This is a genomic window from Pseudomonas sp. NPDC087598 (assembly GCF_044743525.1).
GTDB lineage: Bacteria > Pseudomonadota > Gammaproteobacteria > Pseudomonadales > Pseudomonadaceae > Aquipseudomonas.
In genome coordinates, this window is the sequence record NZ_JBIUWQ010000045.1 from 36,134 (window position 1) to 51,023 (window position 14,890).

Consider the following 14,890-nt stretch of genomic DNA (forward strand, 5'->3'; position numbering starts at 1 on the left):
TTACCCCGGTGAGTCCGGGGTAACGCCCAGCTCGATAAAAAACGGCGTCTTGCCGGCAAAGGTTGTTTCGAAGCTACTGCGGTCAAGACGCTGTACCCGCAATCCCAATACTCCGGGCAATCTGAGCAGAGCGCTGGCTTGCGCTTCGCTTTGCAGCGCCTGTTCGAGGACGACTTCTGCACCGGCTGGCAGTTTGTCCTGAGCAATGACCAGTCGCATGCGGACACCGTTGACCTGCCGATTGATTTGTACCTGAACGTCGGTAGTGTCCAGGTCAGGCAACGCCTGGGCGAGTACGCTCATGACCTGTCGCTGCGTGACGATCGCGCCGCCCAATTTTATTGTTGTTTCGACGCGCCCCTCGAGTTGCAGCACGGGCAGCGCGCTGCCACAGGCGCAATTCGCCGCATTGCGCAGCACCCGGCCACGATCTCCAATCCGATAACGCAACAGCGGCACATGGTCGGGCAGCAACGGCGTCAACAGAAACTCACCGCTTGCACCTTCGGCCACCACTTGCAGCGTCTGTGGATCAACCACCTCAAGCAGCATCGCGTCGGCGTGCAGATGATACAAACCGTGTTCAAGATGAGCGCACTGAAAACCGATGGGCCCGGTCTCCGTGGAGCTGTAGCCCAGCGACCGCAGATTTATGGCGGGCCAGTCCCGCGCCAGTTGATCGCGCAGCGGTTTACTGCAGGGCTCCCCGATGTAGTAGAGCCATCGCAGACTCGTCAATTGCTCTGCATCGATATCGTCATGGTTGAACAGAGCAGCCGCGAAGGACGGGGTGCATATCAACGCATCGGCCGCTTGCGACTGAATCAACTCGGCGATCCGCTGAACCCCCATCAACGAACCGGCAGGCAACAGGCGCGCACCGATGTGCTGGACGATGGCTGCGGCGTACTGGAAGGCGCCCTGCATCTCGCCGGCAGTCAGGCAGTTGATGACCACTCCCGGGCGTTCATTCGCCACACCAAACATCCTCGCGCCCAACGGCACGATGCTCGCGTTGAATGCCCAGGAATGGGTGATGTGTTTACGGTTGCCCGTGCTCCCTCCCGACGTCAGGGTCAGTCCGCCACCCGGCGCACGGTGCGAGGCCTCGCCAAGCTCGGAGAACAGCACACCGCCATGCTCGTCCTCCACGGCTTGAATCGGCAATCGATGCAGATCCTCCAGGCTCTGCACATGCCGGATCTGTGGACACAATGCGCAGAACCACGGCAGTGACCGCGCGTGAGTCATCTTGCGTGCAAAGGCTTGGTTCACGTCGTCATTCATCACCAGCCCCTCGCTGACGAATGCCCAGTTCAGCAAAACCGCCCGTCACGGCATTGGCCAGATTCTGCAATTGCGCCTGGCTGTGATTCGCGCTGATGGCCAGGCGCAGCATTGCTTCACCTTTGGCGACCACCGGAAACAACGCGGTGGTGACGGCGATCGCCTGTCGCCGCAGGTGCAGCGCCAGGCTGATCGCATCGCGCTCGGCACCGACGCGGACAAAACGAATCGGTGATGCGACGTCATGATTGCCCAGCACCGGCCCGAGCAATCCGTCGATCAAGGCAGTATTTCGCCACAGCGCCGCCTGTAACTCACCGATCTCCGGTGAAAGATGGATTTTCCCGGAGGCGACTGCCGCGCCGACCCCGCCCATCGACAGTGGCCCGCCGAAGGTATAGGTCGACGCATGACGCCGTATCATCTCGGCATCGCCCGCCGTGAGCACGGTGATCGCCCCTCCGGTCGCACCAAACGCCTTGGACAATGACGACAAAAGGATCAAGCGGTTGCGCAGTCGTTCATCAGCAGCGACGAGCGCATATCCTCCCCCGGCAGCCCCATGGATCGAAGTGCCGTGGGCATCATCCGCATACAGATAGCCTTCAAAGCGCTCCGCCAGCTGTAACAGTCGATTGATCGGGTACAGGCCGCGCATCGAGCCAATGCTGTCGGTCAGGATGATCGGTGTATGGCCAGCCGCGACTGCCGTGGAGCATGCCTGTTCAACTTGCTCCACGACGCTGCAATCACAACGCTGGACGGGGCCGAACTGCCACAGAATCCCTTGCAGCACTTGCATCGAAGCATGGGCAGCCCGGTCGACGATCCAGCTCGGGCCGCGACGCAACGGATAGGACGGCAATTCGCCTGACCCCAGTAGCGGCAGGCAGCCGAGATGCGCACTGCCCACCGAGTTGAAGGTGACCGTGTGCCCCTGAAATATCTGGTTCAACAGCTCATCCAGTTCACACATTGGCGGCAGCAGCGCCCGGGTTCGCGCGGCAGCGAATTGCACGCCGAATGATTCGACAGCCTCCACCGCGCCTTGAACCAGGCGTGGGTCGTATTCCAGCCCCAGATAGGAGCATGAGAGAAACTCGGTCAGTCGCTCGCCGCTGCTCAATTCAATATGCTTGCCGTCGCGCCTTGCCAGTTTCAAACCATTGAGCCCGGCGTCGAATAACTGCTGCTGATCATCGCGCGCCTGACGGACACGATTTTTCACCCAATTGACGGTCGGTTGCTGAGTATTCATCGGGATGCCTGCAAAGGAGATGTCCGGCGATAAACCTGCACGCGCCAGAGTTGAGTTTTTTCTCGTGCGATCGCGGCCTGGTACTCGGCGGTGGTATCGCAGAAACCTGCACAATCGGGTCGGACAACATGCAAATGGCCACGGATGACCGTCAACGCCGCTTCGGCAAGCGACGGGCGCAGGCGCTGCAAGACGCTGGCGCCAGTGGCCTTGGGCATGAAGGAGGGCACGTCCGAGAGCGAGACGAAATCGATGTCCGTGTGACTGGCGGCACACTCGAAAATGTCAGCCTGCATCACCCTTAATTCGCACTGCTGAAGAGCTTCTCGGGCCTTGTCGAAAATCTTCGGCTCGCACTCCAGCGGGAAGCCTTGCGGGTCGCGCAGCTCACCGAAAAACAGCATTTGCAGGAAAAAGCTCTCACGCACGACTTGCGTGGTGGACAGGGAATGGAAAATCCCCAGGTACACCTCGCGAGAACTGATCCCCAGGTTGTTGCGGGGAAACGAGCCCTTGTACAGCAGCGAGTTGAGCACCGCTGCGTTGCCCAACAACGCAATCACCGCCCGCCAGCGCTTCAGAGGAAACCGGCTGCGGTAATAGCTGGTTTGCTCGTCGAGGTCCCTGCACTGAAAGATCTCCCGACCCGCCTTACCGGTAAACAGCCGGTTGACCTTCGCCAACCGCTGCAAAGTCTGCTCGAAAGCCCCCATGTAGATCGGCCCTTGCCATTGACGGGCCTGGAAAAACTCCGCCAGCCAGCGCCGATCGGCCCGCGGTACGTCGAGTTGCTGCAGGATGGATTGGCGTCGTGATACCTGAATCCCCGCCCGGTACCCCATGAAATCCATGAACGTTTCGTGGTCGGTCTGCTCCAGTAGGGCGAATCGCAACCGCGTAACGTCAGTTGCGGCGCGCTGATATCAGTGCAGGTCATGCGCGTCGGACTGCGGGCCAACAGCGGCAAAAGCCGTCCGCCACTCCCGGCAACACCTATCACGTGCCTGGCACGCGCCGGCAGGATCGCGTATTCCAGCGCGGTGTCTTCATCCCCCAGTGCGTAGTTCAGTTGCTGGAAGTAGTCAGCCATGCCTGCCTCCCTGCACCCACTGGAGAAATCGCCGTGAAACCCTCATGAGTCGGCCAATGCATGGAGAAAGTCATAACGCGGTGCGAGGTCGTTTTGCCAGGCCTCATATTGCTCATAAACGGCTTCAAGCATGTTGCCGGTCAGGCGCAAGCTGGTTTCCATCACATTGGCAATGGCGTCCCAGTCACACTGGCGTTTACAAGTACGCTGCAGGATCAGTTTTATTTCGTTGAAGTGCTCGACATCAATATCGGAGTGGGCAACGAAGAATGTCAATTGAGCCGGTTTCAATGACAGTGTTTCGCTCAACTTATTGATAAGCGGAGTAATGAATTGATAGGCATTTTCCGCCCAATAACTGTATCCCAGACGCTGTAGCGGATTACCGGTGAAAGAGATCCAGTATAGATAGGCAATCAACACTTCGGTTGCTGGAAGTACCGGAGGCATATCAAAGTTCTCATTCTTCAGGCCAAGACTCAGGACATCATGCAATGCCATTTTTTCATGACCAACTTCTTGTGCCGCGTGTTCAAAACAGAATTTTGCATAGACCGGATTATCGGCATGACGCACACCGACCAGGCCCTGGTTTCGCGCATTGTGGGCGGTGTAGTGAAAGGTCTCGATCATGTAGATCGCATATAGCGCCTTGGAAACTTTGCCTTCACGTATGGCTTTTACCAAGCGTGAACTGTCGAGTATCTCGGCCCAGGATTTTTCGATTCGCTGATCAAGCAAGATCAACTGTTGTTCAAAACTGAGTGGCGCATTCATCGTGGTGCTCCGGTTGGTCGACGTTGGAATGATCAGGTTGTTGTACAGCCGCAAGGATCTGCTGCCATTGCGCGGACAGCAGCCAGTAGCCACCGCGAGCGCGTTGCTCGATTTGCAGGGCGTCGGAGGTGATCGGTGTCAGGCCGAATCGTTGGAACAGTCGCCGTTGCGGCGTTCGGCAAAGCGCCGTGACGCCTTGATAGCCCTGCTTGATCGCCCAGGCTGTGGCGGCTGCCAGCAGGCAGTTGATCGGCACGGGCAGATGATTGCGCGAGTGAGTAATCAAGCGGCTGAACTCGACATGGCGCGCCAACGCCACGGTGGGCGAAACCTGCCGATGCGCCAGTGACGCCCACTCGAACGGCGCAGGCGTTACCCTCAATACCGCCACCAGGTGGTCATGCTGATAAAGCAGGAAGTGCGTACTGCGTGACGTAATTCCCAGCCGTTTTTCAAGCATCCGGGCCCGGGATGTCAGCATGTAATGTTGCAATCGCAAGCGAAACTGCCGGCCAATAAATCGTTCAAACTCTTGCGTGTCTGAACCCGCTTCAAGAATAACAACGCGGCAATCTTCATGGCGACTGCTCAGGGTTGCCTGAAGTGACTGCAGATAATCCATGAGTTGCAAATCCGTAGTATCCATTCTTTCTCCGCAGACGTTAACTTATCGAAGTTTCCTTGGCGCATTTGAATAATGGATGCTTTTGGAAATATCGCCACTGCGTGACTTCTGATAATTACGTGGGAAAAGTTACTGAAAATGAATACTTACCGATTATTCTTACGCGCACAGCCAATAACAAAACAACAAAATTGTTGAACTTGGTTAATGACTTGAAGGATAAATCGCAGGCATGTGTAGTACTCCTCGCCATACAAGCCGAGGAGTATTCAATAGATGAAGTTCGAAGTGATGTCAGTCGGGACGAATGATATTGCCGGTGGCCAGATCACGGATGACGCTGGGGTTCTTGCGACCGCCCAACTCACCACCGAGGATCAAATCGACCTGTCCGCGGAAATACTGCTCGACCCGCAACCGCGTGCGCGCCGCCGGCCGTCCCTGCGGGTTGGCCGACGTCGAGATCAACGGCCCGACCATCGAGCACAAGTCACGCACCTGCGGGTGATCACTGACCCGCAGCGCCACGGTGTCGTGCACCCCGGTGACCCACTCCGGCAGCAGGTTCTGATGCGGCACCAGCCAGGTGTTCGGCCCCGGCCAAGTGCTAGCCATACGGTCGATCCACTCTTGCGGGAAGTCTTCGAACAGGAAGTCGAACTGGCGAATGTTGTCGGCAACCAGAATCAGTCCCTTGTCGACCGAGCGATTCTTGATCGCCAGCAGCCGATCCACCGCGTCTTCGTTCCACGGGTCGCAACCCAGCCCCCAGACGGCTTCGGTTGGATAGGCAATCACCGCCCCGGCGCGAATCTCTCGTGCGGCTTGTTGCACACGCCAACTGTTGACCATGAAAAAATCTCCGCAAACAGGTTTCGCGCAGTTTACCGATCTTCCTTGTAAAACCTAGCTCACCCGCGCAAACCAGCGGCCGTTTTCACTCACGGCACGGCCATCCATTTCCAGCTCGGTGAGGGCCGCCAGGACTTTGGGCAACGCCCAGCCACTGCTGTCGGCCAACGCCTCACTGGTGTGCGGCGCCGCATGAAGCAGAGCAAGCAACGGATGCTCAGGTTTCGGCGTGTCTGCGCAGTGCGGCAAATGCTGCCAGCCACGCAGGGCTTCGAGGATATGTTCGATGGTTTCCACCAGCACCGCACCGTCGCGGATCAACTGGTGACAACCGCGCGCGCCGGGGTGATGGATCGAGCCGGGAATGGCGTAAACCTCTCGCCCCTGTTCCGCCGCCAGCCGTGCGGTGATCAACGACCCACTGGCAACACTTGCCTCAACCACCAGCACACCTAGGGACAAACCACTGATGATCCGGTTGCGTCGCGGAAAGTTGCTCGCAGTGGGACCGGCGTCCAGCGGAAACTCCGAAAGCACCGCGCTGCCGGAGGCAATCATCGCGTCAGCCAGCCGCCGATTGCGCTGTGGATAAAACTTTTCCAGACCGGTGCCCAACACACCGACCGTGAGCCCGCCGACATCCAGAGCCGCCTGATGCGCCGCAGCATCAATGCCCAGGGCCAGACCGCTGGTGATGACAAAACCGGCCCCGGCCAGGCTGCGGGAAAACGCTGCAGCAGTGTCCATTCCCGGTCGCGATGCACGGCGGCTGCCAACCATCGCCAGTTGCGGTTTCTCCAGAATCAGCGGGTCTCCGGCCACGAACAGCAGCGGTGGCGGATCTGGAATCTGCGCCAGCAGCGCCGGATAATCCACCTGATCCCACATCAGCAAATGTTGTCCCGGCCGCTCTAGCCAGCGCATTGCGTGGCTGGCACCGTCGCGCACCTCGGGGCTGCGCCGCGCTTCGGCTGACGCCACCGGTAAACCGAGCGAGCGCCAGGCGCTCGCCGGAGCGCTGATGGCTTTTGACGCTGAGCCAAAGGCTTCGAGCAATTTGGCAAACCGCTTCGGACCGATTTCCGGCAGGCGGTGCAGGCGCAGGCGCGCTTCCAGTTCCGCAGGGGAAACCGGCGTACAGACAGACAGCGTCATGGATCATCCTTGATCGTTATAAGTCCCGAACTATTCGGAACAAGCTGTGGATAACTCTGTTGGTAACTTGTGAAGCTTGCTTACGGATTTCGCACCTTGTCGAGCACCGCCAGCGAGCGCGATGCATTGAGAACGAGGCCATAACTGAGTTTGTCGTAGGTGCGGAATACCATCAGCAGTCCTGCCCGTTCGTCGGGGATTTTCAGCGGTTGACCCGTGACCCGGTCGCGCACGGTTTCCCCGGTTTTCATGACCACCAGGACATTGCCCTCGGCAAGACCGTCACGTTTACCTTTGTTCAGGGTGACCACGTCCATCACGCCGATCTGCGTGACGCCGCGCGGCACGTCGATGATCACGCCGTTAATATTGCTGGTCGGCGCGCTGGGCATGAACGTCGAATTGATCGAGCGCTCCTCGCCGCTGAACAAGCGGTCGCCGAGGCGCACTTCCTGGGTGGTGCGTTGCAGGGCGAGAGTGGCGACATCGCCTTCGGTGGCGACGATCTCACCGCCGCCGATGTCATCGGCGTTGATCCCGAGAAATTCCTTGGTTTGTGGGTCGGTGTAGACCTTGCCCTGGCGGAAGATGCCGTAGACCGGCTGATTCGGGTCGAAATGTCCGCGAGCGAAGATCCGGTCTCCGGTACCGCTGAGCACCCGTTCGGCATCGCCGGCGACGATGTACGGCGCCTTGTCGAAATCCTCGACCTTGTCGACGATGCGGTTGCTCAGCAGAAAGCTGTTGATCGACTTCAGCGGAATACTCGGAATCGCCTCGGCCACCGGGCTGGTGCGGATGCGTGGTGACAGCTTGATGGTGCCGCGCGACTCGCCGCGATTGACGGTCAGGCGTGGTTCGCCATTGACGTAACTGAGCGTCAGCGTGTCGCCGGGATAGATCAGGTTGGGGTTTTCGATCTGCGGGTTGGCCCGCCACAGTTGTGGCCATTGCCAGGGCTCGCGCAGGTATTTGCCGGAAATGTCCCAGAGCGTGTCCCCGGAAACCACCGTGTATTGCTGTGGAAAACCATCCCTGAGTTGCACTTGCCCTTGTGCAGCGCCAGCCGAAGCCAACAGCAGCAGGGCGAGTAGTGTTTTCCTCATGCAGTGAATCCCTTTATCATGTGCACTCGCGTGAATCGTCAGAGCCCCCGTGGCTCGCTCCTGCAATTGCAGCAGCTACGCTTCACAACGGTAGCCTGCATCTTCGGACCTGCCAGGCCATCGACCCGACTTTACTCAATACGTGCAGCAATCAGCCTATGGCCATTTTAAACATCCTCGAATTTCCGGACCCGCGTCTGCGTACTATCGCCAAGCCTGTGGCTGTAGTGGACGACGAAGTGCGTCAGTTGGTCGATGACATGTTTGAAACAATGTATGAAGCGCCGGGCATCGGCCTCGCCGCGACCCAGGTCAACGTGCACAAACGTATCGTCGTGATGGACCTTTCCGAAGACCGCACCGAACCCCGGGTGTTCATCAACCCCGAGTTCGAATCGCTGACCGAAGAGATGGACCAGTATCAGGAAGGCTGCCTCTCGGTACCGGGCTTCTACGAAAACGTCGACCGCCCACAGAAGGTCAGGATCAAGGCGCTGGACCGCGACGGCAAGCCCTATGAACTGATCGCCGAAGGCCTGCTCGCAGTGTGCATCCAGCACGAATGCGACCACCTCAACGGCAAATTGTTCGTCGATTACCTGTCCACGCTCAAACGCGACCGGATCAAGAAGAAACTGGAAAAGCTGCATCGCCAGAACGCTTGATGCCCTCCTTCAAAGGCTTGCTGCGGCAAGCCTTTTTCTTTTTATGAGACTCCCTGAATGACTGAGCCACTGCGCATCGTTTTTGCCGGCACCCCGGAATTCGCCGCCGAACACCTCAAGGCCCTGTTGAGCAGCCCTTACGAGATCGTTGCGGTCTACACCCAACCGGATCGTCCGGCCGGTCGCGGGCAAAAACTGATGCCGAGCCCGGTTAAACAACTGGCGCTGGAAAATAATATCCAGGTGTTGCAGCCACCGACGCTGCGCAACACTGACGCGCAGGCTGAACTGGCCGCACTGAAGCCGGACTTGATGGTGGTGGTCGCCTACGGCCTGATCCTGCCGCAAGCGGTGCTGGATATTCCGCGTCTGGGCTGCATCAACAGCCACGCCTCGTTGCTGCCACGCTGGCGCGGTGCGGCGCCGATTCAGCGCGCCGTGGAACACGGTGATGCCGAAAGCGGCGTGACCGTGATGCGCATGGAGGCCGGTCTCGACACCGGGCCGATGCTGCTCAAGGTCGTCACCCCGATCAGTGCCGAAGACACGGGCGGTACGCTGCATGACCGTCTCGCCGAAATGGGCCCGCCGGCCGTGGTGCAGGCAATTGCCGGCCTGGCCGCCGGTACGCTGGAAGGCGAAGTGCAGAATGACGAGCTCGCCACCTACGCACACAAATTGAACAAGGACGAGGCCCGCATCGACTGGAGCCGTCCGGCGGTTGAGCTGGAACGCCTTGTCCGCGCTTTCAATCCATGGCCGATTACCCACAGCACCCTCAACGGTGAAGCGCTGAAAGTGCTGGCGGCAACCCTCGCCGACGGCAACGGCGCGCCGGGCACTATCCTCAGCGCCAGCAAGGACGGCCTGATCGTCGCCTGCGGTGAGCAGGCGCTGTGCCTGACCCGCCTGCAATTGCCGGGCGGCAAGGCGCTGAACTTCAGCGACCTGTTCAACAGCCGTCGCGAGAAATTCGCCGCGGGCACCGTCCTCGGCGCAGCGGTGGACGCACAATGAATCCGCGTCTGGCCGCCGCCAAAGCACTCGCCGCCGTGCTCAGCGGCAAAGCCTCGCTGAACAGCTCACTGCCAACACAGCTGGACAAGGTCGAGGATCGCGATCGCGGTTTCACTCAGGATCTGGCCTTCGGCACCGCACGCTGGCAGCCGCGTCTGTCAGCGCTGGCCGAGAAGCTGCTGCAGAAACCGTTCAAAGCCGCCGACGCCGATGTTGAGGCGTTGCTGTTGGTCGGTCTCTACCAATTGCTCTACACCCGCGTACCGGCCCACGCCGCCATCGGCGAAACCGTCGGTTGCGCCGACAAGCTGAAAAAGCCCTGGGCCAAAGGCCTGCTCAATGCCGTGCTGCGTAACGCCCAGCGCGAAAGCGAAGCGATTTTCGCCGAGCTGGAGCGCGACCCGGTGGTACGCACCGCCCACCCGCGCTGGTTGCAAAAATCCCTGAAAGCCTTCTGGCCGGAACAGTGGGAAGCTATCTGCGAGGCGAACAACGCGCATCCGCCGATGATCCTGCGGGTCAATCGCCGCCATCACAACCGCGACGCTTACCTCGGTCTGCTGACTGACGCAGGGATCGCCGCAACGCCGTGCATTTACAGCCGCGACGGCATCATCCTCGAAGCCGCCACCGACGTGCGCAGCCTACCGGGTTTCGCCGAAGGCTGGATCAGCGTGCAGGACGAAGCCGCGCAACTGGCCGCTGATCTGCTCGATCTGGCACCGGGCCAACGCGTGCTCGACGCCTGCTGCGCCCCCGGCGGCAAGACCTGCCACATCCTTGAAGCCGAACCGGCGTTGGCCGGCGTGGTGGCGGTGGATCTGGAAGCCAAGCGTCTGGTGCGCGTCAGGGAAAACCTTGAGCGCCTCGGCCTCAACGCCGAACTGATCGCTGCCGACGGTCGCGATACCGAAAAGTGGTGGGATGGCAAACCGTTTCAGCGCATTCTGCTCGACGCGCCGTGCTCGGCCACCGGCGTGATCCGCCGTCATCCGGACATCAAGCTGACCCGTCAGCCGGACGACATCGTCGCCCTCGCGCAACTGCAAGGCGAGCTGCTCGACGCCATGTGGAAAACCCTCGAAGTGGGCGGCATCCTGCTCTACGCCACCTGCTCGACGCTGCCGACCGAAAACACCGAGGTGATTGCCGCATTCCTTGAGCGCACGCCAGGTGCCCGGGAACTGGATCTGGCCACGACTGCCGGGATCAAACAGCCTCACGGTCGCCAATTGCTGGCCCAGCAGGGCGGGCATGACGGGTTCTACTACGCCAAGCTGATCAAGATCGCTGCCGCGCGCGGCTAAACGGATTCAATGGAGTGACTGGATGAAAATCATCATCCTCGGTGCAGGGCAGGTCGGCGGTTCGCTGGCCGAACATCTGGCCAGTGAAGCCAATGACATCACGGTGGTCGACACCGACGGCGAGCGCCTGCGCGACCTCGGCGACCGTCTCGACATCCGCACCGTGCAGGGCCGTGGCTCGCTGCCGTCGGTGCTGCGTCAGGCCGGCGCCGACGACGCCGACATGCTGGTCGCGGTGACCAACAGCGACGAAACCAACATGGTCGCCTGCCAGGTCGCTCACACACTTTTCCACACGCCGACCAAGATCGCCCGAGTACGCGAAGCGTCCTACCTCAATCGCGAAGAACAACTGTTCCAGAACGAAGCGATTCCGGTCGACGTGCTGATCAGCCCCGAGCAGGTTGTTACCAACTATATCAAACGCCTGATCCAGCATCCCGGCGCCTTGCAGGTGATCGATTTCGCCGAAGGGGCGGCGCAACTGGTGGCGGTGCGGGCCTATTACGGCGGTCCGCTGGTGGGCCAGCAACTGCGCCAGCTGCGCGAGCACATGCCGAACGTCGAGACCCGCGTCGCCGCGATTTTCCGTCGTGACCGGCCGATCCTGCCGCAGGGCGACACGGTGATCGAGGCCGATGACGAAGTCTTCTTCATCGCTGCCCGTGAGAATATTCGTGCGGTGATGAGCGAAATGCGTCGTCTCGACGAGACCTACAAGCGCATTGTCATCGCTGGCGGCGGGCAGATCGGCGAACGTCTGGCCGAGGCCATCGAAAGCCGCTACCAGGTGAAGATCATCGAGATGAACCCGGCACGTTGCCGCTATCTCTCCGATACCCTCGACAGCACCGTGGTGTTGCAGGGCAGCGCCTCGGATCGCGATCTGCTGCTGGAAGAAAACATCGCCGATGCCGACATCTTCCTCGCGCTGACCAACGATGACGAAGCCAACATCATGTCGTCGTTGCTGGCGAAACGGCTGGGGGCGAAGAAGGTCATGACGATCATCAACAACCCGGCCTACGTCGACCTGATCCAGGGCGGCGACATCGATATTGCCATCAGCCCGCAACTGGCGACCATCGGCACCTTGCTGGCCCACGTGCGGCGTGGCGATATCGTCAGCGTGCACTCATTGCGCCGCGGTGCGGCGGAGGCCATCGAGGCGATTGCCCACGGTGATGCGAAATCGAGCAAAGTCATCGGCAAGCCCATCGAGAAAATCGGTTTACCGCCGGGTACCACGATCGGCGCGGTGATCCGCAACGAACAGGTGATCATCGCCCATGACGACACCGTGATCGAAGCGGGCGACCATGTAATTCTGTTCCTTGTGGATAAAAAGCATATCCGCGATGTGGAGAAGCTGTTTCATGTGGGGTTGAGCTTTTTCTGAGGTTTGCGCTGACGGCACTGGCCCCTTCGCGAGCAGGCTCGCTCCCACGTTTGGAATGCATTTCCCCTGTGGGAGCGAGCCTGCTCGCGAAGGGGGTCTCAATAAACCCCATCAACACCTGACACTTCGAAGAAAGGAAATCCACCGATGCTCGAATCCCTGGAAAAAATGCTCGCCAAGGGTGTGGATAACTCCCTGCTGCGCTTCGGCCTCGGCAAGGGCTATCTGGACCTGGGCGAAAACGCCAAGGCTGCCGAGCATTTCCAGCGCTGCGTCGGTTTCGATCCGAAGTATTCAGCGGCATGGAAACTGTTGGGCAAGGCGCAGCTCGCACTGGGCGATCATGCCGCTGCGCGGCAGGCATGGGAGCAAGGTCTGGAAGCGGCCCGTGCCCATGGCGACAAGCAGGCCGAAAAGGAAATGACGGTGTTTCTGAAGAAGCTCGAGCGTCAGGTGCAGTAAATCAAAGGTAGCGAAGACCGATGCCCTCGGCATCCACCGTCACCACTTCCATCCGCACCCGTGGCGCGCCTGTGGGTAAATCCTGCACCTGGCCATAAACCACCGCGCCTTTGGGCAACGACGCCAGGCGCGGGTGCTGCACATACACCCCGGTGGGCGACAAATTGCGCGTCTGCCCGAGGCATTCGCCGAAACTGTCGTGGGTGATCTTGATGCGGAAGGATTTGCGTTGTTCGGACATCTTCATGCGCCCTTGAATGAACGAAGTTGTGGATAACCATAGAAGCCAGATCAAGAGATCGTCCGATCGCGGCCCGAACCTTCGGCAGCTCCTACAAGTTATCCACAGAATGTGCCAACTTCTTCAGTACCAGCGTTCTTCGCCGGGTGGACGCTTTTTGAAGCGCTTCATGCTCCACATGTACTGGCTTGGATACGCCGCCACATAGCGCTCGACCACTTTACTCATCGCTGCGCAGGATTCAGCGGTATCGGTGCTGTACATGGCTTCGGGCGCGGCTTCGAGGATCACTTTGTAGCCAGAGCCGTCAGGCAGGCGCAGTGCATGCAGGAACACGCCAACCGCTTTGCCGCCGGCCAGCATGTTCGGCACGAATTTGCTGGTCAGCGCCTGGGTGGCGAAGAACGGTACGAAGATCCCGGCGGATTCGGCCGGTTCCGGGTCAGCGGGAATGCCCACTGCACCACCTTTGCGCACTTCCTTGATGACGCTGAGAATGCCTTCCTTGGTGGAGGCGGCGACTTTGTTGCCCAACTGCACGCGTTGCTTGCGCAGCAATTCGTCCACCGCCTTCAACTTGGGCGGCCGGTAGAAAATGATCGGTTTGCACTGGCTGCAATAGAAGTGGTTGAGCACTTCCCAGTTGCCCAAGTGGCTGGTGATGCCGACCACGCCTTTGCCCGAGGCCAGCGCATCCTTGAGGATGTCGAGGCCTTCGACTTCGCGCACCAGGTCGATGGAGCGCTGGGCTGGCCAGATCCACGCGCAGGCGCTTTCGGTCAGCGACTTGCCGATGTCTTTCAGGCTCTGCCCGACCAGACGCTCACGCTCGGCCGGGTCCATCTGTGGAAAACATTTGGCAAGGTTGATCCGCACCACGTCGCGGGAACGGTTGGGGGTTTTCCACATGATCCAGCCAATCGCCGAACCCACGGCCTGCACGGCCCGCCATGGCAGCAGGGCAAACAGCCGCAGAGCGCCTACCAGCAAGGCGCCTTTAAACTTTTCCACAGGTCACTCCTGATCTTGTGCTGTGCGCGAGGCGGCCATTCTAACCGCCGTTGACGAGCTGCGCGTAGCGGTCGCAGTCCCGGGTGTGATCCATGACCATGCCCGAGGCCTGCATCAGCGCGTAGCAAATGGTCGGTCCGACGAACGTGAACCCGGCCTTTTTCAGGCCTTTGCTCATCGCCAGCGCTTCGGGAGTGATCGCCGGGACTTCACTGCGATCCTTGAAATGATTGATGATCGGTTGGTCGCCGACGAACGACCAGAGGAACGCCACCGGATCCTCCAGCGCCAGCCAGGCCTGGGCATTACGGCGGGCGGCGTTGAGTTTGAGACGGTTGCGGATGATCCCCGGATCGAGCATCAATTCGTCGATTTCAGCGTCGCTCATCTGCGCCACGCGCTGTACGTCGAAGCCGAACAACACCTCGCGATAACGCTCGCGCTTGCGCAGCACGGTGATCCATGACAGCCCTGCCTGGAACCCTTCGAGCAAAAGCAACTCGAACAAACCCTGCGCATCGCGTAGCGGCGTGCCCCACTCCTGATCGTGATAAGCCATGTACAGCGGATCTTCGGTACACCAAAAGCAGCGTGGCATAAGGCTCCAGGGGGTGGAGGTGCGACTGACTCGGTTATAT

The 14,890-nt window shown here is 60.0% G+C and carries 16 protein-coding genes; 5 read left to right on the forward strand and 11 right to left on the reverse strand.

What is annotated here, in order from left to right; genetic code table 11:
* From ACIOWE_RS21820 to ACIOWE_RS21855, 8 genes are all read right to left on the reverse strand, one after another.
* On the reverse strand, nucleotides 1-1,287 hold the full coding sequence (locus ACIOWE_RS21820) for a phenylacetate--CoA ligase family protein (RefSeq protein ID WP_401395695.1): 1,287 nt from the start codon (nucleotides 1,285-1,287) through the stop codon (nucleotides 1-3).
* On the reverse strand, nucleotides 1,280-2,545 hold the full coding sequence (locus ACIOWE_RS21825) for an aminotransferase class I/II-fold pyridoxal phosphate-dependent enzyme (RefSeq protein WP_401395698.1): 1,266 nt from the start codon (nucleotides 2,543-2,545) through the stop codon (nucleotides 1,280-1,282). Before ACIOWE_RS21825 ends, ACIOWE_RS21820 begins: the two co-directional genes overlap by 8 nt.
* Nucleotides 2,542-3,396, reverse strand: a complete 855-nt coding sequence (locus ACIOWE_RS21830; protein ID WP_401395701.1) for a DUF3419 family protein — start codon at nucleotides 3,394-3,396, stop codon at nucleotides 2,542-2,544. Before ACIOWE_RS21830 ends, ACIOWE_RS21825 begins: the two co-directional genes overlap by 4 nt.
* 281 nt (nucleotides 3,397-3,677) lie before the next feature.
* Nucleotides 3,678-4,412: an iron-containing redox enzyme family protein gene (locus ACIOWE_RS21835; RefSeq protein ID WP_401395704.1), complete on the reverse strand. Its 735-nt coding sequence runs from the start codon at nucleotides 4,410-4,412 to the stop codon at nucleotides 3,678-3,680.
* Nucleotides 4,390-5,058, reverse strand: coding sequence for a hypothetical protein (locus ACIOWE_RS21840; protein WP_401395707.1), 669 nt, complete (start codon nucleotides 5,056-5,058; stop codon nucleotides 4,390-4,392). The genes ACIOWE_RS21835 and ACIOWE_RS21840 overlap by 23 nt, the downstream gene beginning before the upstream one ends.
* Nucleotides 5,059-5,331: 273 nt before the next feature.
* Entirely contained in the window at nucleotides 5,332-5,889 is a 558-nt protein-coding gene (locus ACIOWE_RS21845) for an L-threonylcarbamoyladenylate synthase (protein ID WP_401395710.1), read from the reverse strand.
* 54 nt (nucleotides 5,890-5,943) lie between these two features.
* Nucleotides 5,944-7,044 (reverse strand): DNA-processing protein DprA, encoded by a 1,101-nt coding sequence (gene dprA, locus ACIOWE_RS21850; RefSeq protein WP_401395713.1) that lies wholly within the window; start codon nucleotides 7,042-7,044, stop codon nucleotides 5,944-5,946.
* 80 nt (nucleotides 7,045-7,124) lie between these two features.
* Nucleotides 7,125-8,150 (reverse strand): LysM peptidoglycan-binding domain-containing protein, encoded by a 1,026-nt coding sequence (locus ACIOWE_RS21855; RefSeq protein ID WP_401395716.1) that lies wholly within the window; start codon nucleotides 8,148-8,150, stop codon nucleotides 7,125-7,127.
* A 158-nt stretch (nucleotides 8,151-8,308) separates the two neighbouring features.
* On the opposite strand from ACIOWE_RS21855, the gene def reads away from it, so the two are divergent.
* The 5 genes from def (at nucleotide 8,309) to ACIOWE_RS21880 (ending at nucleotide 13,000) form a co-directional block, all read left to right on the forward strand.
* Complete coding sequence (gene def / locus ACIOWE_RS21860) at nucleotides 8,309-8,815, forward strand: peptide deformylase (RefSeq protein ID WP_150603671.1); 507 nt, start codon at nucleotides 8,309-8,311, stop codon at nucleotides 8,813-8,815.
* A 57-nt stretch (nucleotides 8,816-8,872) separates the two neighbouring features.
* A complete protein-coding gene (fmt, locus tag ACIOWE_RS21865) occupies nucleotides 8,873-9,832 on the forward strand; it encodes a methionyl-tRNA formyltransferase (protein ID WP_401395720.1) in 960 nt (319 codons plus the stop codon).
* Nucleotides 9,829-11,139, forward strand: coding sequence for a 16S rRNA (cytosine(967)-C(5))-methyltransferase RsmB (rsmB, locus tag ACIOWE_RS21870; protein WP_401395723.1), 1,311 nt, complete (start codon nucleotides 9,829-9,831; stop codon nucleotides 11,137-11,139). The genes fmt and rsmB overlap by 4 nt, the downstream gene beginning before the upstream one ends.
* Before the next feature lie 22 nt (nucleotides 11,140-11,161).
* Nucleotides 11,162-12,538 carry a Trk system potassium transporter TrkA gene (gene trkA / locus ACIOWE_RS21875; protein ID WP_064389689.1) on the forward strand — a complete coding sequence of 459 codons (1,377 nt, stop codon included), beginning with the start codon at nucleotides 11,162-11,164 and terminating at the stop codon, nucleotides 12,536-12,538.
* Nucleotides 12,539-12,685: 147 nt separating this feature from the next.
* Nucleotides 12,686-13,000 (forward strand): tetratricopeptide repeat protein, encoded by a 315-nt coding sequence (locus ACIOWE_RS21880; protein WP_401395726.1) that lies wholly within the window; start codon nucleotides 12,686-12,688, stop codon nucleotides 12,998-13,000.
* A gap of 1 nt (nucleotide 13,001) precedes the next feature.
* Here the strand turns inward: ACIOWE_RS21880 and ACIOWE_RS21885 are convergent, their stop codons facing one another.
* The 3 genes from ACIOWE_RS21885 to ACIOWE_RS21895 all read right to left on the reverse strand — a co-directional run bounded on the left by ACIOWE_RS21885 (nucleotide 13,002) and on the right by ACIOWE_RS21895 (nucleotide 14,850).
* Complete coding sequence (locus ACIOWE_RS21885; protein ID WP_025112264.1) at nucleotides 13,002-13,241, reverse strand: PilZ domain-containing protein; 240 nt, start codon at nucleotides 13,239-13,241, stop codon at nucleotides 13,002-13,004.
* Nucleotides 13,242-13,364: 123 nt separating this feature from the next.
* Complete coding sequence (locus ACIOWE_RS21890) at nucleotides 13,365-14,252, reverse strand: lysophospholipid acyltransferase (protein ID WP_064389687.1); 888 nt, start codon at nucleotides 14,250-14,252, stop codon at nucleotides 13,365-13,367.
* A gap of 40 nt (nucleotides 14,253-14,292) precedes the next feature.
* Nucleotides 14,293-14,850: a DNA-3-methyladenine glycosylase I gene (locus tag ACIOWE_RS21895; RefSeq protein WP_201236181.1), complete on the reverse strand. Its 558-nt coding sequence runs from the start codon at nucleotides 14,848-14,850 to the stop codon at nucleotides 14,293-14,295.
* Nucleotides 14,851-14,890: the final 40 nt, after the last annotated feature.